General features: G+C 37.8%; 25 protein-coding genes. 12 read left to right on the plus strand and 13 right to left on the minus strand.

Annotated features, from left to right (window positions below; genetic code table 11):
* Nucleotides 1–50 precede the first annotated feature (50 nt).
* A complete protein-coding gene (locus JL102_RS01855) occupies nucleotides 51–1,481 on the plus strand; it encodes an MBOAT family O-acyltransferase (protein ID WP_202241978.1) in 1,431 nt (476 codons plus the stop codon).
* A 1-nt stretch (nucleotide 1,482) separates the two neighbouring features.
* Nucleotides 1,483–2,361 carry a hypothetical protein gene (locus JL102_RS01860; protein WP_202241979.1) on the plus strand — a complete coding sequence of 293 codons (879 nt, stop codon included), beginning with the start codon at nucleotides 1,483–1,485 and terminating at the stop codon, nucleotides 2,359–2,361.
* A 68-nt stretch (nucleotides 2,362–2,429) separates the two neighbouring features.
* On the opposite strand, the gene JL102_RS01865 is transcribed toward JL102_RS01860, so the two are convergent.
* From JL102_RS01865 to JL102_RS01875, 3 genes are all read right to left on the minus strand, one after another.
* Nucleotides 2,430–3,014: a DUF4136 domain-containing protein gene (locus JL102_RS01865; RefSeq protein ID WP_202241980.1), complete on the minus strand. Its 585-nt coding sequence runs from the start codon at nucleotides 3,012–3,014 to the stop codon at nucleotides 2,430–2,432.
* Between the two features lie 165 nt (nucleotides 3,015–3,179).
* Nucleotides 3,180–3,494, minus strand: coding sequence for a SelT/SelW/SelH family protein (locus JL102_RS01870; protein ID WP_237390303.1), 315 nt, complete (start codon nucleotides 3,492–3,494; stop codon nucleotides 3,180–3,182).
* A gap of 21 nt (nucleotides 3,495–3,515) precedes the next feature.
* Complete coding sequence (locus JL102_RS01875; protein WP_202241981.1) at nucleotides 3,516–4,196, minus strand: metal-dependent hydrolase; 681 nt, start codon at nucleotides 4,194–4,196, stop codon at nucleotides 3,516–3,518.
* Nucleotides 4,197–4,508: 312 nt separating this feature from the next.
* Between JL102_RS01875 and JL102_RS01880 the strand changes: the two genes are divergently transcribed.
* Entirely contained in the window at nucleotides 4,509–5,006 is a 498-nt protein-coding gene (locus JL102_RS01880; RefSeq protein WP_202241982.1) for a hypothetical protein, read from the plus strand.
* 194 nt (nucleotides 5,007–5,200) lie between these two features.
* Entirely contained in the window at nucleotides 5,201–5,608 is a 408-nt protein-coding gene (locus JL102_RS01885) for a GNAT family N-acetyltransferase (protein WP_202241983.1), read from the plus strand.
* 144 nt (nucleotides 5,609–5,752) lie between these two features.
* On the opposite strand, the gene JL102_RS01890 is transcribed toward JL102_RS01885, so the two are convergent.
* From JL102_RS01890 to hemE, 4 genes are all read right to left on the minus strand, one after another.
* Entirely contained in the window at nucleotides 5,753–6,031 is a 279-nt protein-coding gene (locus JL102_RS01890) for a hypothetical protein (protein ID WP_202241984.1), read from the minus strand.
* A 164-nt stretch (nucleotides 6,032–6,195) separates the two neighbouring features.
* Nucleotides 6,196–6,603 carry a hypothetical protein gene (locus tag JL102_RS01895; protein WP_202241985.1) on the minus strand — a complete coding sequence of 136 codons (408 nt, stop codon included), beginning with the start codon at nucleotides 6,601–6,603 and terminating at the stop codon, nucleotides 6,196–6,198.
* A complete protein-coding gene (locus tag JL102_RS01900) occupies nucleotides 6,557–7,225 on the minus strand; it encodes an SH3 domain-containing protein (RefSeq protein ID WP_202241986.1) in 669 nt (222 codons plus the stop codon). Before JL102_RS01900 ends, JL102_RS01895 begins: the two co-directional genes overlap by 47 nt.
* Nucleotides 7,226–7,689: 464 nt before the next feature.
* Nucleotides 7,690–8,724, minus strand: a complete 1,035-nt coding sequence (hemE, locus tag JL102_RS01905; RefSeq protein ID WP_202242438.1) for a uroporphyrinogen decarboxylase — start codon at nucleotides 8,722–8,724, stop codon at nucleotides 7,690–7,692.
* 91 nt (nucleotides 8,725–8,815) lie between these two features.
* Between hemE and JL102_RS01910 the strand changes: the two genes are divergently transcribed.
* Nucleotides 8,816–9,703 carry an SdiA-regulated domain-containing protein gene (locus JL102_RS01910; protein WP_202241987.1) on the plus strand — a complete coding sequence of 296 codons (888 nt, stop codon included), beginning with the start codon at nucleotides 8,816–8,818 and terminating at the stop codon, nucleotides 9,701–9,703.
* Between the two features lie 170 nt (nucleotides 9,704–9,873).
* On the opposite strand, the gene JL102_RS01915 is transcribed toward JL102_RS01910, so the two are convergent.
* Both JL102_RS01915 and JL102_RS01920 read right to left on the minus strand, forming a co-directional pair.
* Nucleotides 9,874–10,080, minus strand: coding sequence for a hypothetical protein (locus JL102_RS01915; protein WP_202241988.1), 207 nt, complete (start codon nucleotides 10,078–10,080; stop codon nucleotides 9,874–9,876).
* Nucleotides 10,081–10,266: 186 nt separating this feature from the next.
* Nucleotides 10,267–11,259, minus strand: a complete 993-nt coding sequence (locus JL102_RS01920) for a radical SAM protein (protein ID WP_202241989.1) — start codon at nucleotides 11,257–11,259, stop codon at nucleotides 10,267–10,269.
* Between the two features lie 127 nt (nucleotides 11,260–11,386).
* Between JL102_RS01920 and JL102_RS01925 the strand changes: the two genes are divergently transcribed.
* The gene (locus tag JL102_RS01925) at nucleotides 11,387–13,012 is read left to right on the plus strand and encodes a serine hydrolase (RefSeq protein WP_202241990.1); all 1,626 of its coding nucleotides are present in this window, start codon (nucleotides 11,387–11,389) and stop codon (nucleotides 13,010–13,012) included.
* 104 nt (nucleotides 13,013–13,116) lie between these two features.
* Here the strand turns inward: JL102_RS01925 and JL102_RS01930 are convergent, their stop codons facing one another.
* Nucleotides 13,117–16,098: a glycoside hydrolase family 9 protein gene (locus JL102_RS01930; protein ID WP_202241991.1), complete on the minus strand. Its 2,982-nt coding sequence runs from the start codon at nucleotides 16,096–16,098 to the stop codon at nucleotides 13,117–13,119.
* A 357-nt stretch (nucleotides 16,099–16,455) separates the two neighbouring features.
* Nucleotides 16,456–17,202, minus strand: coding sequence for a 3-oxoacyl-[acyl-carrier-protein] reductase (gene fabG / locus JL102_RS01935; protein WP_202241992.1), 747 nt, complete (start codon nucleotides 17,200–17,202; stop codon nucleotides 16,456–16,458).
* A gap of 215 nt (nucleotides 17,203–17,417) precedes the next feature.
* Between fabG and JL102_RS01940 the strand changes: the two genes are divergently transcribed.
* Nucleotides 17,418–18,092 (plus strand): response regulator, encoded by a 675-nt coding sequence (locus JL102_RS01940; RefSeq protein ID WP_202241993.1) that lies wholly within the window; start codon nucleotides 17,418–17,420, stop codon nucleotides 18,090–18,092.
* On the opposite strand, the gene JL102_RS01945 is transcribed toward JL102_RS01940, so the two are convergent.
* Nucleotides 18,084–19,433 carry a sigma-54-dependent transcriptional regulator gene (locus tag JL102_RS01945; RefSeq protein WP_202241994.1) on the minus strand — a complete coding sequence of 450 codons (1,350 nt, stop codon included), beginning with the start codon at nucleotides 19,431–19,433 and terminating at the stop codon, nucleotides 18,084–18,086. The genes JL102_RS01940 and JL102_RS01945 overlap by 9 nt on opposite strands.
* Before the next feature lie 220 nt (nucleotides 19,434–19,653).
* On the opposite strand from JL102_RS01945, the gene JL102_RS01950 reads away from it, so the two are divergent.
* The 5 genes from JL102_RS01950 to JL102_RS01970 all read left to right on the plus strand — a co-directional run bounded on the left by JL102_RS01950 (nucleotide 19,654) and on the right by JL102_RS01970 (nucleotide 25,791).
* A complete protein-coding gene (locus JL102_RS01950) occupies nucleotides 19,654–23,835 on the plus strand; it encodes a tetratricopeptide repeat protein (RefSeq protein WP_202241995.1) in 4,182 nt (1,393 codons plus the stop codon).
* Nucleotides 23,836–23,902: 67 nt separating this feature from the next.
* Nucleotides 23,903–24,382, plus strand: coding sequence for a thermonuclease family protein (locus JL102_RS01955; RefSeq protein WP_202241996.1), 480 nt, complete (start codon nucleotides 23,903–23,905; stop codon nucleotides 24,380–24,382).
* 56 nt (nucleotides 24,383–24,438) lie between these two features.
* Nucleotides 24,439–24,825 (plus strand): hypothetical protein, encoded by a 387-nt coding sequence (locus tag JL102_RS01960; RefSeq protein WP_237390304.1) that lies wholly within the window; start codon nucleotides 24,439–24,441, stop codon nucleotides 24,823–24,825.
* Nucleotides 24,826–24,868: 43 nt separating this feature from the next.
* Nucleotides 24,869–25,519: a deoxyribose-phosphate aldolase gene (gene deoC, locus JL102_RS01965; protein ID WP_202241998.1), complete on the plus strand. Its 651-nt coding sequence runs from the start codon at nucleotides 24,869–24,871 to the stop codon at nucleotides 25,517–25,519.
* Nucleotides 25,519–25,791, plus strand: a complete 273-nt coding sequence (locus JL102_RS01970; RefSeq protein ID WP_237390305.1) for an acylphosphatase — start codon at nucleotides 25,519–25,521, stop codon at nucleotides 25,789–25,791. Before deoC ends, JL102_RS01970 begins: the two co-directional genes overlap by 1 nt.
* A gap of 7 nt (nucleotides 25,792–25,798) precedes the next feature.
* Here the strand turns inward: JL102_RS01970 and JL102_RS01975 are convergent, their stop codons facing one another.
* Complete coding sequence (locus JL102_RS01975; protein WP_202241999.1) at nucleotides 25,799–26,302, minus strand: hypothetical protein; 504 nt, start codon at nucleotides 26,300–26,302, stop codon at nucleotides 25,799–25,801.
* Between the last annotated feature and the right edge of the window lie 19 nt (nucleotides 26,303–26,321).

Below are 26,321 nucleotides of genomic sequence, written 5' to 3' on the forward strand. Positions count from 1 at the left end.
AGGCTTCTTTCATAGAAAAAGTGGAGGAGCTACTATATCTTATTTTTTAAATGCTGTTTAATTCTATTGATTTTGCGGTTTTCCTTCCTATAGTGTTTTTATTTTATTGGTTGGCTTTTCAAAAGCACTTAAGGCTTCAAAACCTTTTCATTGTCTTAGTTAGTTATATCTTTTATGGCTGGTGGGATTGGCGCTTTCTACTGTTGATATTCTTCAGTACGCTGGTAGATTATTGGGTAGGAAGAGGTCTCATGTATAGTGATGGATCTTTAAGGAGAAGGGTGCTCTTGTGGGTTAGCCTTTCTATCAATCTGGGTATTTTAGCTTTTTTTAAGTATTTCAACTTCTTTGTTTCCAGTTTTGCTTCATCTTTTTCACTATTAGGAGCAGAGATACAGTCTTCGACCCTCAATATAATATTGCCGGTAGGTATTAGCTTTTATACTTTGCAGACCTTGAGCTATTCTATTGATGTGTATAAGAGAAAACTGGAACCTACTTCAGATTTCATCGCTTTCGCTGCCTTTGTTAGTTTCTTTCCACAATTAGTAGCAGGCCCTATTGAAAGGGCATCCTGTCTCTTGCCTCAGTTTTATAAATCTCGTGTTTTTGACCGCGAAAAATCTATAGAAGCGCTAAAGTTAATGCTTTGGGGGCTGTTTAAAAAGGTAGTTATTGCTGATAGTTGCGCCTTGTTTGCTAATCAGGTTTTTGGTAATTATAAAGGGATGTTGGGTAGTGAGCTATTATTTGGAGCCATTTGCTTCACCTTCCAGATATATTGTGATTTTTCTGGGTATTCGGATATTGCTCGTGGAGTGGCCCGTCTATTTGGCTTCGAAATCATGCAGAATTTCTATTATCCATATTTCTCCAAAAATATATCTGAGTTTTGGAGGCGGTGGCATATATCACTTTCTTCTTGGTTTAAAGATTACCTGTATGTACCACTAGGGGGTAATAGGGGTAATTCCTTGTTCAAAATCCGGAATGTTTTTATAGTGTTTATAGTCAGTGGTCTTTGGCATGGTGCTAACTGGACTTTTATAGTTTGGGGTATGCTACATGCAGTTTTTTATTTACCACTTTTATTAGGTGGAAAGAGGTTGTCTAAGGGTGAAGAAAGCAACATAAAAAACGTCTTTCAGATCGTATTTACCTTTACACTAACCATGTTGTCTTGGGTTTTCTTTAGGTCAGAAAGTGTAAGCATGGCATTCGATTATCTGAATAGAATAAGATTAGCCCCATTTATAGAACTCTCGAGCTTTTTGTTTTCGGTGCGAGTGATAGGGGTAGTATTAATTTTAATAAGCTTTGTAGTAATAGAATGGATTAGTCAGGAGCATCAGTTTGCCTTTGAAAAAATAGGAGTAAGATGGAAACGCCCCTGGAGGTGGTTGATGTATTATTCTGTGATGATTATTATAGTATGGTGTAGTGGAAACAGTAGCCAGGAGTTTGTTTATTTTCAGTTTTAATATGGAACTTAAGAAGTTTATTAAACAGGTGCTCTTGTTTCTTCTGTTGCCGTCATGTCTCTATATATCATCATTATTTTTGTTAAGGCAAACTTTTGAGGTAAATATTGAAAATGCCTCATTGGTTATTTTAGGCGATAGTCAGACTCAGTTTATTAACGGAAAGGGAATAGCTAATTACTCAATAGCAGGAAGTCCTTATTTTGTGCATTATAGATTTGCTCAGGAGTTTATAGATCAATTGAGAGGTAAGAAAGTATATATTTCTTTTAATTACCATAACCTATCAGATCTTTATCAAAACCGGCTGGAAAATGACAAAATATTTCCAGGATGGAGAAATAGCATGGCCTCTCATATAGAGGAGTTCGATCTAATAGTAGATAATCCTATGTATTATCAAATGGAGGAAGAATATAGTGCTTTAAATATGCAAGCTTTGCCTAATCTTATAGGGCAAATGTGCCGCGGAATGATTAGTGAAAGCACCACTGCGCATATTATGGATACATTGACTATTAATACAACGCTTTTTAGACATTGGCAAAATCCTGAATATATTCGTAAGGATGAGATACAGAGGTCTTACCTCATCAAGCTAGTGAAGTTGCTAGAGGAGAATCAGTGTAATGTAACATTATTAAAAATGCCTTTGACTCACTACTATTGTGCTGGCGTGCCACAGAAGATAAAGAGTGAATACGAGGAAATGCAAAAATGTATGCAGGTAGATATTTTAGATCTTGATAAGAGGCTTATGATCTCAAAGCACTATCAGTATTTCAAGGATTATAGTCATTTGAATAAATATGGTTGCGATCTGGTCAACTACCTATTTGCCAATAAAATGAGTAAGGAGAATTTTGCCGTTACGGATTAAATGAAAAAAAGCAGTACCCTCAATGATTACTGAAGGTACTGCTATTTTATTATTTCGGACTTTAAAGATTATAAGGTTCCTGGCTCTTCAAGATCTAATGACTGTAATATGTCGGTCACTGCTTTCATTACATCACCTTCGGTGATGGTAGATTTACTAAATGCCTCGTTTTCAAATCCTTGCCACACTGTTTTGCCTGACTTATAATCTGTGACGGTTATTAGCAATGTACCTTTATCAAATTCAATAGTTTCAGGAGTTTCAATTCCTGCAGTTGTAGTGTTGTCATCAAAATGACCTTTTATTTTTCCTTCTTTATCAAAGACCATAAAAGAAACTAAAATGTCAGGATTATTAGCCTTGAATTTATAATCACTTTCTATAAATTCTTGTTTTATTGAGGTTTCAATAGACTTTTTAACTTCTTCCCCAGGGTAATTTTCATTGGTAAATACCCAAACACTTTGCATGTTATCGCTTTCAATAACTAGGGCTTCTGCACTTCCTGTTTCAGCAGGTTGTTGCGGATCTAGTAACGCAAAAGTTTTGTAGTTGTCGGTTATTGCCCCTGTGGATTTTTCGGAATAGATTCTCTGTGCGTAACTGCTTATAAAGAATATACTTAGGGCTAATGATAATGCTATCTTTTTCATAACGGTTAGTTTAGATGATAAAATAAACTTTACCTAACTATCCTCTAACACCATGCCTCAATGGGAATTAATGTATATGGCTGTTATTTGGCCTTTTTTGATCTATGAAAGTAGAATATTTTTCAATTTAATGAAATAAATTACCCATTCTCAGGGTATTTAGGTTTATCGGTCACTATGTCCCAGTGATCTTTCAGGGTCTATTCTATCCCTTATAAGTTGCTTAAGCTCTTTAGATTCGGGGAATCTTTCTGCTTTTTTTCTGGAGAAAATAAGCTCTTCATTTAGCCATACTTCGAAGATGCCACCTGTGCCAGGTTGCAATGCCACTTCAGCTAAATCAGTGTCAAAGGTGGTAAGCAGTTCTTGAGCTATCCATGCGGCTCTTAGTAACCACCTGCACTGGGTGCAGTATATGATTTTTACTTTTGGATTCATAGTGTAGAAGTGAAGGCTTCCATGGTGTTGAAAGCCTTCCATAACTGAACAGATTATTTGAAATTAAAAATCTTGAGTTTCACCGATATTCATTAGTACCAGTTCTTTATTACCATCTTTGAATTGTTTGATGGCATCATTATGATCAATTTGTATGATCTCCATGGTGTCATAATGTACGCCAAGAACTTTGTCGCATTTAACAAAGTCAGCTGCAGTAATGGCATCTTCTATGCCCATGGTGAGGCAATCCCCAATAGGCAATACGGCAAAATCAATTTTAGCGAAGCGAGGGATTAACTGCATATCCATGGTTAAAGCTGTATCTCCTGCATAGTAGAAATTTTTCTCATCTGAGGCTACCACAAATCCACCAGGATTACCGGCATAACTACCATCAGGAAATGAACTGGAATGGATAGCATTTACATACTTCACCTTTCCAAAATCAAATTCTATTTGGCCGCCGTGATTCATAGGATGAACATTTTCTATGCCTTGATTTTGAGCCCATGTTATTATTTCGAAATTGGAAATCACAGTAGCACCTGTGTTTTTGGCAATAGCTACTGCATCCGCCAAATGATCTTGATGACCATGGCTAATTAATATATAATCTGCTTTGATAGTATTGATATCAATAGCCTTAGCTTTGTCATTGGGAGTAATAAAAGGGTCGAACAACAAGTGTTTTCCTTTTACTTCTACTGCAAAGCAGGCATGTCCGTAATACGTAACTTTCATAATTCGTTAGGGTTTTGATGTTAAATATGGAATTCTTTATTTTCTTTAAATCTATTTAAAAATGTCAGTTTCCACTTTGAGGGAAAGTTGCAAATTTTTAAAAATATTGTTTAACCATCAATGATAGAAAATAGATCTCAGTCAGTTTAATAAAAAGTATAACTGTTGAAAATTTAATGACCTCGTAAACCATATGGAGCACGGGTGTCAGCTATATTGATGACAAACAATGTCAATAAATTGTTTACGGTAGAAGGGGCTGCGTGGGTTGGCTAAAAAACACTAAAAATATAAATTGAATACTTATTAAATATGAATATCACAGATGATCACATTGTTATATTGGGAGCTATTCATGATTCTAATGAACAGGCATTAAATATAACTGAGTTTTGCTTGGAAAAGCAGGTGCCTAAGGAGAAAGTAGATCCTCTAGTGAATGATCTGGAGGAATATGATATGATAGAAACCGAGGAGGAGGAGGGCGTCTATTACCTAACTCCTTATGGATATGAATATTTGGAAAAATATGACTATGGCGAGAAAAAGCCTAGGAAGGAGGCTTTTCAGGATTTTGGCAGATTAAACGAAGCTGTGCAGGAAATGGGTAGCTCTAAAGCATTGAAGCGTACCACCCTTTGGTTATTGATTTTCGGGGTGTTAATTACTGCCTTGATGATCTTTCTTCCTGAGTTATTTAAGACCGATGCTCCTTCAGGTCTAGAAAAAAATGATTATATTATGCGTGCTGCTGATTCAATCAGGTCAGAAAGCAATGTTGTAGACACATTAAACAATATAAGTGAATGAAAGCCAAATATGCACTGATAGTATTGGCCATCCGGATATTGTATTGACTTTATAGCAGTAGCGATGAAAATTATGCATTGGCCCAGTGCCAATGAACTGCTCACCTCCGCAGTCATATTTAAAGTGGTGGGAGCATTAAGATTACTTTATAAAATAATTACTTACCCTAAATTCAAAGAATTCTTTAATAGCTAATGAATATTACAGTTTCAGAAACCCGGGACATACCTATCGAAAATATTATGGCTCTGTATAGAGCTAATCAATGGAGTTCGGCCGATAAACCTGAAGCACTTTATAAAGGACTGATGAATTCTCATGGTTTGGTTTCAGCCTGGGAAGGAAATAAGCTGGTAGGCATAGGCAATGCTATTTCTGATGGGTATCTGGTAGTATATTACCCTCATTTGCTGGTTTTGCCAGATTACCATAGTAAAGGAATAGGTCATATGATCATGGATAAGATGCAAGAGAAATATGCCGGATTTCATATGCAGATGCTTGCTGCTGATGGTAAGGCGGTTGACTTTTATAAGAAAATTGGCTTTTCACGCGCAGGGCAAACCGAGCCCATGTGGATATATGATGGTGAGGAACATTAAATAATAAAGCCGATAATAGCGAGAATATGGCAAGGTCGTACCAAAGCGAAGTATTACGAAGAGTATAGGTGATCCGCCAACTCCTTTGTCGGAGCGAGTCTCAGTTTGGTGTTCTTTTGCTGAAAGTGAAGAATACAGTAACAGCTACTCGCTCTTTTTTACTCTTTTAAAAGACTGGTCATACTTAATAATAATTTCAGAATCAGAATTATAAGACAATACAGCTCCTTCTTTGTCGAGCCATTTGATTCTTCTTCTTTCATTCAGTGGAAATTCTATTTGGTAAAGAACCTCCTGATCTGGGACAAAAGCATAGTATGTGGAATTTTTACTGACTCGCTGAACAAAGACAAAAACATCATTTTGAAGAATTCCACTGGAAATATTCCCTTTTACATCATAAAGTAAATTCCCTGTAGACATGTCATAAATTTTGAAACCAAATTAAGCATTAATTTCTATGGTGGCGTAATCTTTATTTTCTCTGATCTTTGTATCCTTTTCACATAAAAGGACTGAATCTTATTATTGAATAAACCAGCGATATTAAAGTTAGAATTAGCGGTGGCTTGTGCCTATGTGACGGCCTATTTTTTTTCATAGGTATAGCCGTTCCATTTTAATATTTCATCACATCCTATGACCAAATCATGCACATCGTTTGTTTTTGACTCTAGAACCCCTATTCGTTTTGGTGCACCTATCACATCTTCGAGTTCTAATTCTTTATGGTTTAGAATAACTGTGCAGTCAAATAAACTGCCCCATCTTTCCCAATACTTACCGCTAATTTCATCTTCAATGCCATTGTTATCTAAGTCATACTTTATTGACAATTTTTTATCAAACGTATCGTCTTCATAAGTTAAGAAATCTTCAGATTTTAATTCAATAATGGCATTCAGCTTATCATCACTTATGAACTTAATTGTTTTAAAATTATTATTTTCATAAATATATCCCTTTTTTGTCTTCACATAAAGTTGTGTTGCCATATCCCTCATTTTGTTCATCAACTAAAAAACTTCTGACATTTTTATTATCATAATTAAGCTCGATTCCATCGAAATCATAACCAATTTGATCAGATGCTGTAAAATTAGATCCATTATAAGAGAAAATAATAAAGGAATTACCACAGCAGTTTCCTCCGCAGGCATTAAATTCTATTAAAACTTCTTCGTATCCATTATAATCATAATCCTGAGTCTCTACTATTTCAAAGCACTGTTTCTCCTCGTAGCTGATTATAACGATATCCTTATCATTTATAGTTGCTCGTAATTCTTGATGAGATGTTCCCTCCTTCCTATTTAAAAAATAGCTTATTTCATTTTTTGTGTAAGGTTTTAAATAACCATTAAAAACATAGCCTTTTATTCCGTCTGGAGTGGAGACTCCCACCCAGTATCCCGATCTTTTTTCTATGGACATGGGATGATTGGTGTTCTCAATTATGTGAATATTATCTCCAAAACTCAGTTTGCCGATTTGTTTTGCATTATTGCTGGGTTGACTTCTAATTGATAAGCCATTTTTAGCAGTAACTAGGTATTCTACTTGGCAATGGGCATTATAAGAAAATAATATTATGCTTAAAAAAATGAGTACTTTCATGTATATAGTTTAATTATATATGTAAATATATTCATTAATTAAAACTTCTTAAAGATCTACATCAGTTGGAAGATTATGCTTTCTGTATTTAAAGCCCTTTAGCTGGTGCGAGCCTAATTTCTGTTATCTTCTGCAGATTGTTTATAGTAATTTTCTACCCTACCTGCTGCAGCAAGATTACTCTAGTAAAATAGTTGATGTTATATTAAGTGTGGGTAATGCAGTTTTAGAAGAGCTCATTAATCTCAAGCTCCTCTAATTCTTTTTCTTCTCCCTGTAAACTAGTACTCTCCTGGTGATTATACAGCCTAAAGAAAGTATTAGAAAAATGTAGGTATATCCGGCGTTTACGTGATAGACTTCGTGTAAAATGGCAAAAACACCTAAAAAGATTACTGCGCCTAAAAATAATAGTCTGTGGTACATGTTAACTTTATGCTTAATAGAATGTAAAAGCAAGGAGATTATCTCATCCCCTTGCTCAATTCTTTTACAGTTTCTACGAAGAATTTCACCTTGCCGTGATCCATGTCAGGGTACACGCCATGGCCCAAATTGGCGATGTGCTTATCGGGACCAAAAGCTTCAAGCATATTTTTAACGGCTTTTTCTATATCGCTTTCAGTGCCATAGAGTGCGCATGGGTCTAAGTTGCCCTGCAGTGCCTTTTCCGGCCCTATTAATGTTCTTGATTCCTGAGGATCCATACACCAGTCTAGGCCTATGGTATTACAATTGAGCTTGCCTAAAGACCTTCTGGCGAAGTAGGCATCTTTAGCAAAAACCGTTTTAGGAACTTCAGTAATAGCATCACAGATTTGTGATATGTAAGGCAGGCTAAAAGTTTCATATTGAGCAGGAGAAAGAATGCCAGCCCATGAATCAAATACTTGAATCAAATCAGCTCCGGCCACTATTTGTCCTTTAAGGTAATTGATAGTGCTATCAGTGATTTTTTGTAAAAGCTGATGTGCCAGCTCAGGCTCAGTGTAGAGCATGGCTCTTGCTTTAGAAAATGTTTTGCTACCACCACCTTCTACCATGTAAGCAAAAATAGTCCATGGAGCACCAGCAAAACCTATTAATGGAACACGGCCGTCGAGTTCTTTTTTTGTGATCTTAATAGCATCTATGGTGTAATGCAGATCATCTGGCTCAGCTACTTTCAGCTTTTCTATATCACTTTTGCTTTTAATGGTTTCAGGAAACCTAGGGCCTTTTTTCTCTACCATTTCATAAGTCAGCCCCATAGCTTCAGGTATCACCAGAATGTCAGAGAAGATAATGGCAGCATCTACACCTAGAATGTCTACAGGCTGAATGGTTACCTCGGCGGCTTTTTCAGGCGTTTCGACTAATTCTTTAAAACCACTTAAAGCACTTCTTACGGCTCTGTATTCAGGTAAAATTCTGCCCGCTTGTCTCATAAGCCAAACAGGTGTACGTTCCGTTTTTTCTCCTTTTATGGTACGGAGGATCAGGTCATTTTTTAAAAGCATGCACAAAGATAAAGGCATATAATTAAATATTAGAACCTTTTTTCCTAAACTCAATATTCTTTGGGTTGTTGAGGAGGTAGATTTATTAGATATGAAGACTTTTACGATGTTAATTTTAGGAATGTTAGCACTTACCATGCTTACCAATAATTGTAATACTATTTATGAGACAGATTCTGATAGTACTTACCTGGATTATAACGAAAAAGAAATAGGGTATAAGTTTTACCAGCCTGATAGGGAAGATAAGTTGCATGATGACCTGGAAGAAACTTCCGGACTGGCCTATATAGATGAAAATACGCTGGCTACCATTGAAGATGAAAGCGGTTATTTATATTTGATTAATAGTGCCAATGGAGAAATTCAAAGGAAAATCAAATTTCATAAGAGTGGAGATTATGAAAGTGTAGAGATCATAGATGGCATGGCTTATGTAATGAAAAGCAATGGAGATCTTTACTTTTTTGAGTTAACTGATGAGGACAAGGTGGATGCTGAGGAAGTAGAAACGGCCTTTTCTTCTAAAAATAACCTTGAAGGCATGTGCTATGATGGAAAACAGCTACTCATAGCCTGTAAAAATAGTGGTGATGTAGACGGTAATGAAGTAGATGGAAAGGCCATTTACGGGCTTGATCTTGAAACTAAGGAGGTTTCTAAGAAGGATTTATTTCATGTGAAAGAGTCGGACCTTGACGCTTTCTTAGAAGGTAGAAAATATTTTGACCATGTAAAGGAATTTGATCCTTCGGGGATAGATGTTCACCCTATTACTAATGATATTTATGTGATTTCTGCTGATCATGTAATCACTATTTTTACCGCCGATTATAAAATCAAAGAAGTAGTGAAGTTAGATAAGCATATCTACCAACAGCCGGAAGGTATTTGTTTTACTCCAGATGGTACGCTTTATATTTCTAGCGAAGGAAAGGGCAAGCGAGGAAGATTATTTAAGTTATTATATCAGAAATAGCTATTTGGCTCTTGTAGGCTTTAGTTCATTATTGATTTGAAAGATTCTGTAAGGGCCGACTTTGGATTCCTGCCAGGAAATGGTCTTTGCCCGCGGTTATTTAAACGTATATAAAAATTCCCGACCACTATCAGGTGGTCGGGAACCAGTTTATTAGAGTTGTGTGTGTACTAAAGTTGATAAATTGTTTTTATCGATTTTCTTGGAATAAAACCCCCGTCTTTCGTTAATACTAGATCGTGCTTCAATCCAATAATGGTATCTATGATAGTTTCGTAGCCTTCATGAATAGCTTTCACTATCTTTACTTGTCTGTGGTAGAAGTTGCCTAAAATTAAAGCTCTTTTTAATTTGATCTCTTTTTCCTCTACATTCATGGTGGTATGTGTTTAGTGGTTAGTTGGTATTTAGTAATAGCATATGTAAGTAACGCAATTATTCTAAAATATTATATAATATTCCGGTTGAGTAGTGGTTTTAAGCAATAAAATGCATTTTTTAACGACAAAGAGAGGTTACTATTTATTTGAATGTTGGATATAGTTAGTTGAGCTAACTATTTTTCAGGCTTTCTTTCCGGGTAGAAGTTGTTTCCAGGTGCCTTTTAACAGATTGTATTTCAGTGTACTGGGTAAGGCTTTCCACCAGTACTTGTTCATTTCTATGGCAAAAGAAGGTTGCATGTAGCAGTTAATGGTGCAGCCCTCGCATGCAGGCATCCTACCTTCCTGCGCTATCAGTTTTTTTACTTCTTCAGAATGGTATAGGTCATACAGGTCATCCTGAATTTTGATGGACTGTATACCCAGGTGATAGCAAGGCAGTATTAATTCATTAAAAGGAGATATAACTACGGTGGAGCTCGCAGCTTTGCATACAGGCTTGTTAATGTGGTTACCCCCATCTATTCGTAGCTGCACAAATGCATCATTTAGGTATACTGAGGGTTTTTTAGACCAATACTTGAGTTTAGTCAGTGTGTTGTTAGAAAGAGCATCGCCGGTATTCACAGATCCATATTCAAACATAGGATTAAGGATAAGTACTAGCCCGTTGGGTTTACAAAACTTCTCATATACTTCCTCTATTTGATCTACATTATTTTCAAAAACCGTAAAAAGAATATCCGGTTTTTCGCCTAAGTCTTTAGCTACTTCCAAGGACTTTAAAAGAAAATCAAAACACCTCACTCCTCTTGAAAGGTTATGTTCATCTTCATTGGGAGAGTCTAGTGAAAAGTGAAGCATATCAATTAGGCCCTTTAGTTTCTTAGCCATTTTTGGGTAAAGAAGGCAATTAGTAGTTACGGTGGTGATAAAACCTAATGATTTAGCTTCCTTTAGAATCAAATCTAAGTTTTGGTGTAAAAGCGGTTCACCTCCGGTGAAATCTATTACTTTCACCCCAAGCCTTTTTAAGTCAGAGAGGTTTTTTTTAACTCTTTTTATATCTACATAGGGTGACGGTTTTTCCCAGATATCACAAAAGCCGCATTGTGCATTACATCTGTAGGTGATATAATAATTGCAAAGAACAGGGTGTGAAATTAACCGCATGGCATAAAGGTAGCAAATGCTACTTAATTATAAACGCTGATCCGATATAACCTCCATTAATCAGAAAAAGCTTGTTTATAAGTGTTTTTGGAATATTATTGATATTGTAGATTAAACCCTTAAACCTATGAAGCGCTCTCTTATATTTATTCTTTGCCACTTACTTATAAGCCATATTTATGCACAAAACCCTACTCAGCAAGCAGACTCACTTGTAGATAAAATAATGCCCGAAAAAAAGTTTGGGCTATCGGTATTATTGGTGGAAGGAGATGAGGTTCGTTATGAACTTACAAAAGGGTATGCTGATGTGGAGTCTCAAACAAAGGTGAATGATGAAACTATTTTCAGAGTAGGCTCTATTACTAAGCAGTTTACAGCTGTAGCTGTTTTAACTTTAGTAAGACAAGGGAAATTGTCATTAGAAGATCCTCTAATAAAATTCATTCCTGACTTCCCGAAAGGGGATAAAGTGAAAATCAAACATTTGCTTAATCATACCAGTGGAATAAAAAACTTTACTGATGACCCTGATTTTTTGAAACAAGTGAGTAAAAGAATCTCTACGGCTGAAATGGTAAAGCATATTCAACAACTAGGTTATGATTTTGAGCCTGGGGAAGAGTATAAATACAATAATTCAGCCTATTACCTGCTTAGCTATCTAATAGAGGAAGTTTCGGGGGATTCATATGCTCATTATCTTAATGAAAAACTGTTTAAACCAGCGGAAATGCATCGCACAGGATTGTATGATAACTCAGAAATGTACACTAATGAAGCCAAGGGTTATTCTTTTGAAGATGAAAAATTTCAAGATGCGATTAATTGGGATATGACACAGGCCATGGGGGCGGGAGCTATATATAGTACGGCTCAGGATCTGGTGAAATGGAATAAGCATTTGTATGGGGGCAAGATCATCCCTCACAATTTAATGGATAAAGCTCTAGCGCCTACTAAGTTAAATGATGGAAGTGATAAGGAGTACGGCTTTGGCATAGCCGTAAGTGAATATCGAGGACAGCAGCAATATGGTCATAGTGGGGGATTACATGGCTTTTTGTCTTATTTGGCCTATTTCCCTGAATTGGACGCCCACATAGTGGTGCTTAGTAATTGCTTCCCTGCAAGGTATGTGGTGCCTGCTAACCTTGCTCATGAGCTTATTGATCTTTTTTATAGTAATCAGCTGGAAGAAAATACAGAGATTGATGTAGATAAAAGTAATTATCCGGCTTATTCAGGTAGGTATAAGTTGATAAACGGAGCCTTAATGACTATAACCCATGAGGGAGATCATTTATATACCCAATTGCCTGGTCAGCAAAAGTTTGAGATTTTCCCGAAAGGAAAAGACGAATTTTTTCTTAAAGCGGTACAAGCTGAGCTTAAATTTAATTGGAGAGGGACTGAGGTGGCTTCTGTTAATTTAAAGCAGAATGGAATGAATATGGAGCTGACTAGATTTGAAGAACGAAAGGGAATAGAACTAGAACAAGGTGCATTTTCTAGATTTGAAGGAGAGTATCTCATGAAAGGGGCTACCGTAAAAGTATGGAGTGAAGCTGATAAATATCTGTTTCAGGTGATAGGGCAACCGGTGTTTGAAATATTGCCCAGAACAGCTAATCATTTCTTTATGACTGATATGGATGTAGAAATAATGTTTGATGAGGGTGATCCTGCTCCTGGAGCTACTTTATATCAGGCAGGCATGGAGTTTGAGCTGGAACGCAAAAGTATTAAATAAAAGGCTGCCTCCCTATGGAGGATAACAGGAGTTAGGCGGGAATTGGGTGTGTTTACTCTTGTTAAAAATTATCCTCCATAGTATGAGGCAGCCTGTTTTAAAAGCTATTCAATAATGAATTGCTTCACAATCTCTTTTTGTGCGCTTTGTGCTTTAAGAATATATACGCCTGGTTTAATGCCATTTAGTGGTATAGTTAGCTCTTCGCTACTATCAATTTGTTTTTCATAAATGGTTTTGCCAGAAGTATCAATAATAGATATTAAATTATATTCTGTTATGCCCTTAAATCTTAACTCTTCAGAGGCAGGATTAGGATATATAAGCATCTGATCATTGTTGATCATGGCTACTGAGCTACCATTAAATTCGGCATGAGCCCAAGCTACACTTGCACTATAGTGAATATAGTAGTTGCCATCTATGCGTGCAGGTAGGCTGTTAGACCAGGTGTTGGTGTAGTCTACTCCATTAATGGTTAGCTCATCAAGGTTCCAAGAGTTGATGAAGCTAATATTACCAGAAGTTACCCAGCAGAAATCTCCGCTACCATCATTGTCAAAAGGAAGTGATATGGTTTCATAACTTTCACATCCTAAAGGAGGAACAGTAATTTCTTCAAAGCTGGCAGTGATAACCAAGTCGGAATTTACAGTTACGGTAAGTGGATTAGTAGTTCCGCTGGCGTCTCCAGACCATCCGGTAAATTGATAGTTAGAGCCAGGGTTAGCAGTAAGAGTAACCATAGTGCCAGCATCATAGGTGCCTCCGGTAGGGCTTAAGCTTACGCTTCCTGTTCCTATGGTAGAAGTGGTCACTGTAAATTGTTCTACTTCTTCGTCTATTACGGTTATTTCACTGGTAGCTGTGTAGCCACCGTCATCAGTAGTTACTGTAATAGTAGCTGTACCTTCGCTTATTCCGGTAACCACACCTGTGCTAGAAACCGTGGCCACACTATTGTCACTGGTAGACCAGCTTACACCTTGGTTCGTGGCATTAGCTGGAGCTACTGTAGCTATTAAAGTAGCGCTCTGGTTGAGTCTTAGCTCTGTGCTGTTGGGAGATAGTGTAACTCCAGTGACGTCTACCGGATCTACAGGACCAGGCTCATCTCCAAATACTAATTCACCGTCTACATATAGAGGGATATTAGGGCTTTTTGATAAAGAGCCATTAACTCCCTGGTAAGACCAGTCATTTGTAGGATCCCATGCGCTGTTTGGAGCATCGTAAGGTAATCTAACCCTCATTTGCACCTCTTGGCGAGATTCTCCCTGCCCTCCAGGCCATAAAAAGATATCAGAGTTAAGAGTTACTTCGGTATAATAAATGTTATTACCAGCATCCCAAGCCATCAATGGAGTAAAAGTAGCTACGCCCGAATTGTTAGTAGAGACGATATAGTCAGAGGCGGAATAACCTGCGCTTACCCCCTCAGAAATGTCTATAAATAATCTGAAGGTGTGAGAATCAGCTATCCTTGACGGCCAGGCAGTGTGGTTGTATATCCATACAGCATATTCAGTGTGTGTGCCGCCTTCAGCATTAAGTTTTGCTTCGGTGAAAAATTCCTCACCCGGAGTTTCTGGAGTAGGGAAGTTGCTTAATGCGGTGCCTCCAAAATCATCAACAAATTTGGCTAGTACGCCAGAGAAACCTGCATTGTAATCACACGCTACTTCATTATTAATGTAGTTAGATCTTTCATCTTCATAAGAATCGTCATTGTTAGGGCCACCTACTAACGCACCGTACAAAGTGTGTCTAGTAAATTCTGGTGGTCCATTCTGGTTGTTAGACCAGCAGCCATGTGCGGTTCTATGATGTGGGTTTTCAGGAAAGTTATTGCCAAATCCACATACATAACTGCTGTTTCTTGGATTATCACCAAGGGCGTATTCCATTTGTGATACAGCGAAATCATAATAAGTGCTACTTTTGGTTGATGATGTGGCTATAGGAGAATAAACTAACGCTAAAAAGCTGGTGTTTAGGCTATAGCGAAGTGCACCCCAAACATCTAAGTAGGCTAGTCCGCCAGGAGTATAAGTGATTCGATCTCCGTCGTATCCGGTAGTCCAGTAATCAAGGTGTCTTTCTGCGTCTTGTTTGTATTCGGTGTCACCAGTTATTTGCGCAAGTAGAATATAACACCCGTATGACTTATCATCCCAGGCGAGTCCCCATTTGTATGACTTTATTGTACTTTGTCCTTCATTACTTAAATTCTCATAATAGCTTATGGCTTTATTGAGGTAGGCCTCATCTCCAGTAGCTTTATATAGCCATATGGCACCCCAAACTAGTTCATCAGCATAGCCGCTAAATGATCGGTAGTAGCCAGCAGCGTCTGTTATAGCATCGGAGTACACCCCTCTGTAATTATCTGCAAAGTCATATAGCTCTATGGCATGAGAGAGAAGTGTGCTGCTGTAACTTGGGTCATCATCTTGAAAAATGATACTGGCTGCTGCCATAGCTGCGGCTGTTTCTCCTGCCAAATCAGAACCCGGGCTGCTGGCGTCTATTTTATAAGAAGGCCTTTCCATCTGCATCACTTCTGCGGAGCCCCACCAGGCATGGTCAGTGCCTCCATTACCAACTTGGCCCCATAGCTCGTTAGGCGCAGTATGACATTTTATGAAATAGTCATTGGCCCATCTCAAGTTGCTTTTGAGGTATTCCATTTGTCCAGAGGCTACATAACCATCTTCGAACTCTATACCTCCCCAAGCTAATAAGGTGGCAGAAAAGGCCATAGGAAAACCAAATTTAACATGGTCTCCGGCATCGTACCAGCCGCCAGTGAGGTCATGGCCTACATCAGAGCCATCATCAAGGGCTGAGTCATCACGCCAGTTGAGTCGGTTGTTGTTGAGTTCTCCTGATTGTTGAGCTTCATAAAAAAGCATAGATTTTTGAAGAGCTTCGGCATAGTTGTATTGTGCCGATGCCATAGGTATACTCACCAGGTAAATGAGTATAAACGTCATTAATTTTCTCATAAGGAATATTGATTGTGGTTTAACATTGAGTTTAGGGAAGGCAATATCTTTCCATTGAGAGATAAATATTACCTCCATTTATGAAAAATAATTATTGGTTACCAGAAAGTGTAATCGGGCTCTAGCCCTGTGTAGTATCTATATTGCTCAGGCGTTTTCGGATAGATGAGCAGATAGTGTAATAGTAAGGTGTTTTCTCATAAGGTTTAGGTTTTATTAGTTTAGGTGAACAGTAATAACTTATATTAATATAGTGATTTTTTGGCAGGATTAAAAATGAATTTTCGATGAAATGACCTCTTTTTCTATAAGAAAACAAGGTGAGTGTGGAACTAAAATAAGTTTATGCCCTAGGGGTGAATTGAGGGGCTTGATGGGAATGCTAGATCAAAAAAAGGCTTCCAACATCTGTTGAAAGCCTGATAATATTATTTATTAGGTAAGCATGCCGCCATCTACCTGAATTACTTGTCCTGTAATGTACTTAGACATATCCGAAGCGAGGAAGATACAAGCATCTGCTACGTCATCTGGTGAGCCGCCTCGTTTTAAAGGAATGGCATCTCTCCAGCTTTGTACTACTTTTTCGTCTAAAACATCTGTCATTTCTGTTTCGATGAAACCAGGAGCTACGGCATTTGATCTTACTCCTCTTGAGCCTAGCTCTAAGGCTACAGATTTAGTGAATCCGATAATACCTGCTTTAGAGGCAGAGTAGTTCGTTTGGCCTGCGTTACCTTTAAGCCCTACTACAGAAGTCATGTTTATAATAGATCCGCTTCTTTGTTTCATAAAAGTTTTAGTAGCTGCTTTTACAGTATTGAAACAAGACTTAAGGTTGATGTTAATAACCGCATCCCAGTCTGCTTCATTGATTCTTAGCAGTAAGTTGTCTTTAGTGATACCCGCATTGTTTACTAAAACATCTAAAGAACCAAAATCTGTAACCACATCATTGATTAGTTGCTCAGCAGCAGCAAAATCAGAAGCATCCGAGCGATAACCTTTGGCTTTTACACCTTTGTCAGCAAGCTCTTTTTCTAAAGCCTCGCCTTTCTCTACACTTGAAAGATAAGTGAAAGCAATGTTAGCTCCTTGATCAGCATACTTGAGTGCAATAGCCCTTCCTATACCTTTTGAAGCTCCGGTTACCAGCGCGGTTTTACCTTCTAATAATTTCATTTGTTTATGTTTTATGATTTTATCTTGATAATTCTATCGCAAAAATACAGATATGAATGTTATTAACGAGATTTTTTCATCTTCTTTCCTTGTTTCGCGCTTTTAGCATCCTTGTTTATTGATTTATTGCTTATCTTTTCATTTTTGGAAAATGATTTTCTGCTTGGTGTAAAGCTATGAGCAGGAGCTACTTATATTTCACTGCTATTAAGTAAATGATGAATAGAAAAATACTACTTCTTGAGGATGATGAGTTTACCAGGACTATGATAGAGGCTCAGCTAAAGCGGGCAGGCTTTGATGTGACTGGATATGGAGAATTGGGTGGGTTGCTAAAAGAGAATGTAGCTGATTATGATCTCATTCTTTCAGACTTAAATGTAGGGAGTAGTAACGTAGAGGAGGCGATTCTTAATTATAAGCAAGGATCGGGCTTGCCTTTAGTGATCTTGAGTCAGACCGAAATAAAAGAAGGTAAGGCGGATATGTATATGGCTAAGCCTTTAACGGCAGATAAAATTTCTCAGATAAGTAGTTTTTTTAACGAGCATGACGAGGTAGATATTAGCAAGATCGAGACCTTTGCTATGGGAGATAAAGAGCTGATAAAAACTTATATCAATACCTTTATTCAGAATTTCAGGCAGGAGATAGCTCTGCTAGAAGAGGAGGTAAAGCATGAAGGAGCCCAAGCAGTACAGAATCGTGCGCATAAAATGCTTTCATCGGTGGCTTACTATCAATATGAAGACTTCAACAATAAGTTGAAGAAGCTTGAGACAGAAGCTATACAGATGACTCAGCATGAGCTGGAAGAAGAAGTTAATGAGGCTATTCAGCTAGCAAAAAGACTCATCACAGCACTGGAAAACAAAACTTTCTTATTCTAGAGAGTATTTTCTGATCTTATTATATAAAGTGGATCGGTCTATTTTTAAAATTCTGGCGGCTTTAGATTTATTGTATTTTACCTCCTTTAAAGTCTTTTCAATAAGTTTCTTTTCATTTTCAGAGGCGATACTTTTTAAATCCTGGTTTGGTTGGGTTTCAGTGATGTCAGCATTTTCAAACATCACTTCAGGTAAATTTTCAGTGCTTAGAAGCTCATTGGTTTCCAAGAGAACAGATCTTCTGATCACATTTTTTAGTTCACGCAGGTTGCCAGGCCAGCTATAGCCTAAAAATCTTTCTACCACATCCTCACTAAAGCCTTCTATGTTGCGTTCTAGCTCTTCATTGGCCTTATTAAGGAAATATTCTGCATATACCATGATGTCTTTTTTCCTTTCTCTAAGCGGAGGCAGGTTAATCATAAACTCATTAATTCTATGGTATAGGTCTTCTCTGAATTTATTTTCAGAGGCAGCGGTTTTTAAGTCTTCATTGGTAGCAGTAATGAGCCTCACATCTACATCAGAGTCTGATGTTCCTCCCAATTTTCGTACTTTTCGCTCTTGTAAAACCCGGAGTAATTTTACTTGTATTTCATAGGATAGATTGCCTATTTCATCTAAGAATAAGGTTCCTCCATTGGCAATTTTAAACTGACCATCCTTGTCGTTCACGGCGCCGGTAAAGGCTCCTTTTACATGCCCGAACAGCTCACTTGCCGCCAGGTCTTCAGTAAGGGCGCCGCAGTCAATAGAAACAAAAGCCTTGTCTTTTCTCTTACTTTGTTCATGTATGCGTCTGGCTATGTACTCTTTACCTGTTCCACTTTCGCCTAGTATCACTACAGACATATCTGTGGCAGCTACCAGATCAACGTGCTTCATCACCTTTTGAAACTCTTCACTTTTTCCTGGTACGAATTCAAACCCAGTTTTCACCTTTTTTGCAGGAGCAGTGGTGTTGGTGTTAGGCTTTTCTTTACTTCTGTCCAGAGCTTTTTTTATTATAGAAAGCAGCTCGTCAGGGTTAATCGGCTTAGCTATATATTCAAATGCTCCCATTTTCATGGCTTTTACTGCACTTTTAATATGGGCATAGCTGGTCATAATTATCACAGGGCAGTCGTAAGCATTCTTTTTTATATCACGCAGTAGATCCAAACCATCATAATCCGGCATTTTTAAATCAGAGATTACTATCTCATATTTATTTTTATTTAGACACTTAAGTGCGGCGAGTGCACTGGGGGCATGATCGCACTTAAAACCATTCTTCTCCAGGAAGCCCTTTAGCATAGTGGCAAAAGAGGCATCATCTTCTACAATTAATATTCCGGTCATTATGATTTAATGGAATTGCTGAAAAAACATTCTAACAAGAAATTACTACAAACTTCCTCGATAAACTTAAAAAATAAAAGTAATTAATAAGAACTAATCTGGAAAGGCAGTGAATCCTACTTATTTTAAACGTTGGGGTTGTTACATATTTTAGATTACCTACATCTATTCATTACCACCAAACAATTTTTTATATTTACTAAAGCCAATTTTTTAGGTGATGATACGAGCATTATTTTTATCCTTATTAGTTTTAATTACAGGTAGCACCCTCAGGGCTCAAGACCAAGACCCCCTTCAAAGTGCATACGAAAAAGCTAACGGAAAGTTAGAATTAAAAGATTATAGAGGCGCATCGCTGGATTACTCTCAGCTGATCAACTCTAAATTTAATAATGAAGAAGTACTGGTAAAACGCGGTATAGCTTATTTTCATCTGAAAGAATATGAAAAGGCTCGTGAAGATTTTGATAATGCCGTAAAGGCCAGGATAAATACCGCTGAGCTTTTTGGTTACAGAGGTCTCACTAAATATGAACTTAAAGATTACCAAAGCGCTGCCGGAGACCTGGAGAAGGGCATAAGTATGGGCTTTGCTTCTCCTGAAGCTGCTTATAATCTGGGCAATGCTAAATTTAGAATGGATAGTTATCAGGATGCGGTGAAGTATTATGATATGGCTATCAGCAAAGGCATATCAGATGCCACTATTTATAATAATAGGGGTAAAGCAAAATATAACCTTAAAAACTATCAAGAGGCTCTAAAGGACTTCGAGAAATCTTTAAGCATAGAGTCTGGTTATCAAAAAGCATTAGAGAATAAGGCAGAGACTAATTTTGAGCTAAAAAACTGGAAGGCCGCTGCTGAAGATTATGATCAATTGATACAGCAAGGGGCCGTTACAGATGAAAATTTCGCAAGAAAAGGGATAGCATTTTACCAGTCATCTCAATATGAACAAGCCGAGAAGGCACTTGAAAGTGCTGTGCAAAGAGGCAACAAACGCCCTGAGCTAAAAACTTATTTGGGAAATATATACTTCGATCAAAAGGAATATAAAAAGGCTGCTCTATACCTAGAGCAGGCAGCGGAGCAAGAGAGCACTAAAGAGGTTTATTCTAAGTTGGGAGAGGCCTACTATTATAGTAAGAATTATTCTGCGGCTGATAACGCCTTGTCTCAAGCGATTAATAAAGGTGGTAATGAAACCAATCTGTACTTATACAGGGGCTTGTCTAGACATGAATTAAAGAAGGAGGAGGCCGCCTTAGATCTGCAGCAGGCAGTGGATAAAGGAGCTAAAAATTATGATGCTTTTAAAATATTAGGAGATCTACAGTTTAAGAAAGAGGATTATTATAAGGCTGAAACTAATTACGGTAAAGCTATTGCGCTTGACGCCTCTGACCCTGTAGTTTTTAATAATAGGGGAAAAGCCAAATTTTTGCAAAACAAGGATAAAGAAGCCTTATCTGATTATGATCAGGCGCTTAAACTAAAATCTGATTATACCAAAGCCTTAGAAAACAGAGCAGCTGTTAAGTTTAAATTAAATGACTGGGCTGGGGCAAAGGAGGATTATGAGGCTTTGAAAAAGGCAGGAAGTTCTGATGCCGAATTATACAAAAACCTTGGTATTGCTGAGTTTCATCTTAAACAGTATGAAGCTGCCGCTGCGAACCTAAAAAGTGCTATTCAAAGAGGAGCTAAAGTTGAAGATATTAATTATCCATATGGTGTGGCTCTTTATGAAACAGCCAACTATCGAGAGGCACTTAACTATCTTACTGCAGCGGAAAAAGCGGGTAAAAGTGGAGTTGAAATTTATGAGATGCTTGGTATTTCGGCTTATGAAGCGAAGAGCGGAGGAGCGGAAGAAAACCTCTCTAAAGCTATTACTGCAGGCTCTAAAAATATTAAAGTATATCAATATAGAGGCCTTACTCGCTACTCTGCTGGCAATATGGACGGAGCGCTGGAGGACTTGAAAAAGGTAGAAGCTCAGGGAACCGCTGATTTTGATATATATAAAATATTAGGCGATATCTATTTCTCTAAAAACGATGATAAAAACGCGATTACCTATTACGTTAAAGCAGTGAGTTTAAAGGCGGATGACTTAACGGTAATTAATAATTTGGGTAGAGCTAAGATGAACCTGAAAGATTATGCAGGTGCTATTGCCGAATTTGATAAGGTCTTAAAAATAAAGCCAGATGATGGTAAGGCTTTGTTAAGCAGAGGAAAGGCTCACTTTGAACAGAAAAATTATCAGAAGGCTATAGCTGATTTGGTTAAAGCCAAAGAAGCCAGTGGCTCTAATAAGGAGGTTAATCAGATGTTAGCTTTAGCTTATTATAAAACCGCTGATATTGAATCTGCGAAGAAATATCTGGAGCTAGCTATAAAGGAAGGAGCCAAAAGTGGAGAATTATATCTATATGCCGGACTCATTAATTATGATGCTAAAGAATATAAAAAGGCAGCTGGCTATCTCGACGAAGCGGAGAAGCTAGGAGAAAAGTCAGCAGATATTTACCAAAAACGAGGTAGTGCCAAGTATTATCTTAATGATTATTCAGGTGCAGCTTCAGATTTAGAAAAGGCCATGCAAGCCAACCCTAACAGTGTAGAGGTGGCATCACAACTGGGTTTATCTTATAATGAACTGAAGAAATATGACGATGCCATAGTGGCACTTCAAAAAGCAGTATCGTTGGGTGCTACAGATCCGCAAGTGGCTTATAATCTGGGGAATGCGCAGTTTAGGAAAGGATCACTCTCCGACGCCATAAAAAGTTATGATAAAGCGATAGCAGCTGGGATGACTGATGAGGTAATTTACAATAATAGAGGAAAGGCCAAATTACTAACAGGACAGGCTAAAATGGCCGTGGCTGATTTTGATAAGGCCATTTCTATAAAGACTGATTATGCTGTAGCACTAAGGAACAGAGGGGCCGCGAAATATGAATTGAAAGATTATGCAGGGGCAGAAGCCGATTTGAGTAAAGTGATTTCTGATGGTAATGCAGGAAAAGAAGAGTACCTGTATTTGGGAGTATCTAAATTTGAAACTGGAAAAACAGCTGATGCTTTAAGTTATTTGGAAAAGGCTCAATCAATGGGGGCTGATGATAAACTATTATACTATGGCTTGGGTAATATTTATTTTTCGCAGCAACAATATGAATCGGCCATAGAGAGCCTAAATAGCGCTTTAAATAAAGGAATTGAAAAGCCAGATGTGTATGTTACGAGAGGTGCAGCATACTACTATACCGATTATTTCACCAAGGCAATTCCCGATTTGCAAATGGCCATAGATAAAGGACTTGGAAGCGCAGAAGTCTATCGCCAGCTAGGAGAATCATTATATGAGGAGGGGAAGTTTGAGGAGGCACTGTCGGCATTGAATAAGGCTATTGAAAAAGATCCATCTAATGGTAAGGTTTATTACAATAGGGGTAATACACGCTTTCGTCTAAAGAATTATGAAAGTGCTATTAAAGATTACGACCTAGCATCTCAGAAGGGATATGATGATCCTATTTTGAGTAACAACAAAGGAAAAGCTTATGAGCTTACTGAGAATGTAGAGAAAGCAATAGCTAGTTATTCAGAAGCGATTGAGGAAGATGGGCAGTATATCAAGGCAATAGAAAATAGAGGTAAGTTATATTTTCAGTCTGGTCAATATGATTTGGCGCTCAATGATATAGGAACTGTTATGGAGATCACTGGTGAGCCAGACGGCCAGTTGGTATTTTACATGGCGGAGTCATACTATCAGCAAAAGGATTACCGTAAAGCAGTATCCTACTTTGATGATGCCATAGAGGCTGGCAATACCTCGGCAGAGACTTATTATCATAGAGGAAAAGCTCTTATAGAAACTGAAAACTATGAAGATGCATTATCTGATTTGCAGGCTGCCATTAATGGTGGTGAAAAAGGAGCGGATGTTTATATGAGCCGAGCCCGTGCAAATCTTTTCTTGGGTAACATGAGAGCTGCAATGGCTGATCTGAATGATGTAATAGCTAAAGATCCAGAATTAGCAGATGCTTATTATAACCGCGCGTATTTGAAGGAAGAGAATGAAGATTATGAAGGGGCAATAATAGATTATAATAAAGTGATTCAACTTACACCTGATGATGCCGCTGCACATTACAATCTGGCTAATGCAAAAGTGTCTGCCGACAAGGTTGGAGCTGCGTTGGAGGCTATTCAAACAGCCATTAAGTTAGATGATTCTAATGCCTCTTATTACAAGGTGCAGGGCAATATTTATTACCAGTTAGAAGAGGCGGATAAGGCCTGTGAAAGTTGGAGAAAAGCCAAGGATCTTGGAGATAGCAAAGCCTCTTATTTTCTTAAGCAATACTGCGATTAAAAGCCTTTTTTAAACTTACCTGAAGCCTCCTAAAAGTATTAATTACTAGAACATAGGAGGCTTTATTATGAGACCATTGTTATTATTTTTTTTGCTCGTTAATGTGCCAAATCTTTTTGCAGAAGAGTTCTCTGGCAAGGTGATTAATGTGATCGACGGAAACACTTTAGAAGTGCTTTCAGAAGATAATGAAACGATAAAGGTGTTGCTGAGTGAGGTGGATTGTCCTGAAGAAGGGCAGCGCTTTTCTGAAGAGGCTAGGCGATTTACAATGAAGTTGGCTTTAAAGAAAAAAGTAACTGTAGAGTTGAAAGGTAAAGATAGATGGGGAAATAAGCTTGCAGTAGTAGTGCTAAAAAATGGTGTGAATCTTAATAATGAACTGGTGAGCAAGGGGTTAGCCTGGGCGTACAAGGCGGAAGAAAGGCTTGTGGCTTTAGAGCAAAATGCGAGAGATCAGAAGGTAGGACTGTGGAGTGAGTCGGAAGTGGAAGCTCCCTGGATATATAGACGTAAACAGACCATGCTAGCTCCTAAGGGGCGCTAAACACAATAAAACATATGCATTCTTGTTATTAATTAAGAATGTTTAATTTCGTGAATATGAGTCGGATTTTATTGTTGTTTTCTTTTTTTACTATTGGGATAATATTTACTAGCCAGGCGCAGACGGATAAGAAAAGTTCTCGAGGTAATTCTTTTGAACCTTATGCTGAAAATGCCAAAGCCGGGACGAGTTCTGTTAAGCAGAAAAGACATAGTAAAAAGAGTAAACAGTCATTTCGCTCTCGGTTTAGAAAAGATTTAGAGACTAAGAAGGAAGAGTTTTATGAGCTGATGGAGGCTAATGCCAAAAGGAATAAGAAGATGGCTAAGGAAATGAAGAAACCTCAATACTCAGACCCATCTTATTTTGGACATAAGAAAAAGCCAAAAAAGAGGAAGCCAGGAAAACGAAAACTTTGTAAAGAATGTGGAATTGTTCATTAAATATAGCTGTCTTTAAAGGCAGCTTTTTTACTTTTAAAGCATTATGAAAGATTTGCATAAGTACATAGAGCAGACTAATTTAAAACCTACCATGACGGCGGAAGATGTTGATATACTGGTGCAGGAGGCAATAGATTATAATTTCAGGGGCATATGTGTGCCTCCTTTTTGGGTAAAAAAAGCTGCTAGAGAAATAGAGAATAGAGACATTCAGATGGTAACGGTAGTCGGGTTTCCGCTGGGCTATCAGATGACAGAAGCTAAAATTAGAGAGATAGAAGTAGCTATAGATAATGGTGCTGATGAGTTAGATATAGTGATGAATATGTCCGCTTTTAAAACGGGTATGCCATGGACTAAAATAGAATTGGCTAAATGTAGTAAGCTTATTCACGAGCATTCTTGTATAATGAAAGTGATTATCGAAACGGCCTATTTAAATAATGAGGAAATAGAAGTAGCCAGTAAGCTCTGTGCTGATGCCGGGGTTGATTTTGTGAAAACTTCTACTGGCTTTGCCCCTTCAGGTGCTCAAGTAGAGCATATAAGGCTTATGCGTTCGGTATTGCCTTCTCAAGTGAGGATAAAGGCTTCCGGGGGTGTTAAAACTAAAGCTCAAGCTATAGAGTTGATACAAGCAGGAGCTGATAGAATAGGAACTTCTTCCGGAAAGGAAATAGTTAAAGAGGATTAATGATGAAACATTTGAATATTAGAGTAATAGGTAAAGTACAAGGTGTTTTTTTTAGAGCTAATACACAGAAAAGGGCTTTAGAGTATGGTATACAAGGGTGGGTGAGAAATGAGTCTGATGGTAGTGTTTACGTGGAGGCTGAAGGTGCTGAAGAGCAGATGGAGCGCTTTGTGGATTGGTTGCACCAAGGATCAGACCAATCTCACGTAGAGGAAGTGGTGATTGAGCAATCTGACTTTGAAGATTTTAAAGGATTTGAGATCTTAAGATAAGGCTATATTAGGCAATTTTCATTTCTATAATGCCTTTGTGCTTATAGATTTTTAAGTCGAATTGGTTATGAATGAAGTTTTTCATTCTATTTTCTGCCAGTTCTGCTCTTTTACCTTCAGGGAAAAACACGGTAAGTTCTAAGACGGCTTTTATGAAGTTGGGTTTGCCACAGAACTCTACCAGCCAGTTTTTATAGGTCTCTTTCCAGTCACGCGTATATTTTGCATAATGATCCTGACCATCAAAGAGTAATTCTAGCTGATTGTCTGAGTTTTTGTAACGATAAACCCCTGCCAGATTTCGGTAAAACTCTATTAATCTGTCAGTATATTCTGTTTTATGTGCTTTAATGGTTTTTACAGGCTCATCTACTAACCCTAGCGGGTTAAATTGATCCTGATAGTATTTCTTCACAAAATCAATAAGGTACACAATGAGCTCTTGCTCACTGTCTATCTGGGCTTGTTCCAGAATGTAGTTCTTATCAAGTTTGAAATATTTGTGAATCATAGTTAATATACCCAATGAG

The sequence above is a fragment of the Fulvivirga sediminis genome (genome assembly GCF_016757215.1).
Lineage (GTDB): Bacteria > Bacteroidota > Bacteroidia > Cytophagales > Cyclobacteriaceae > Fulvivirga > Fulvivirga sediminis.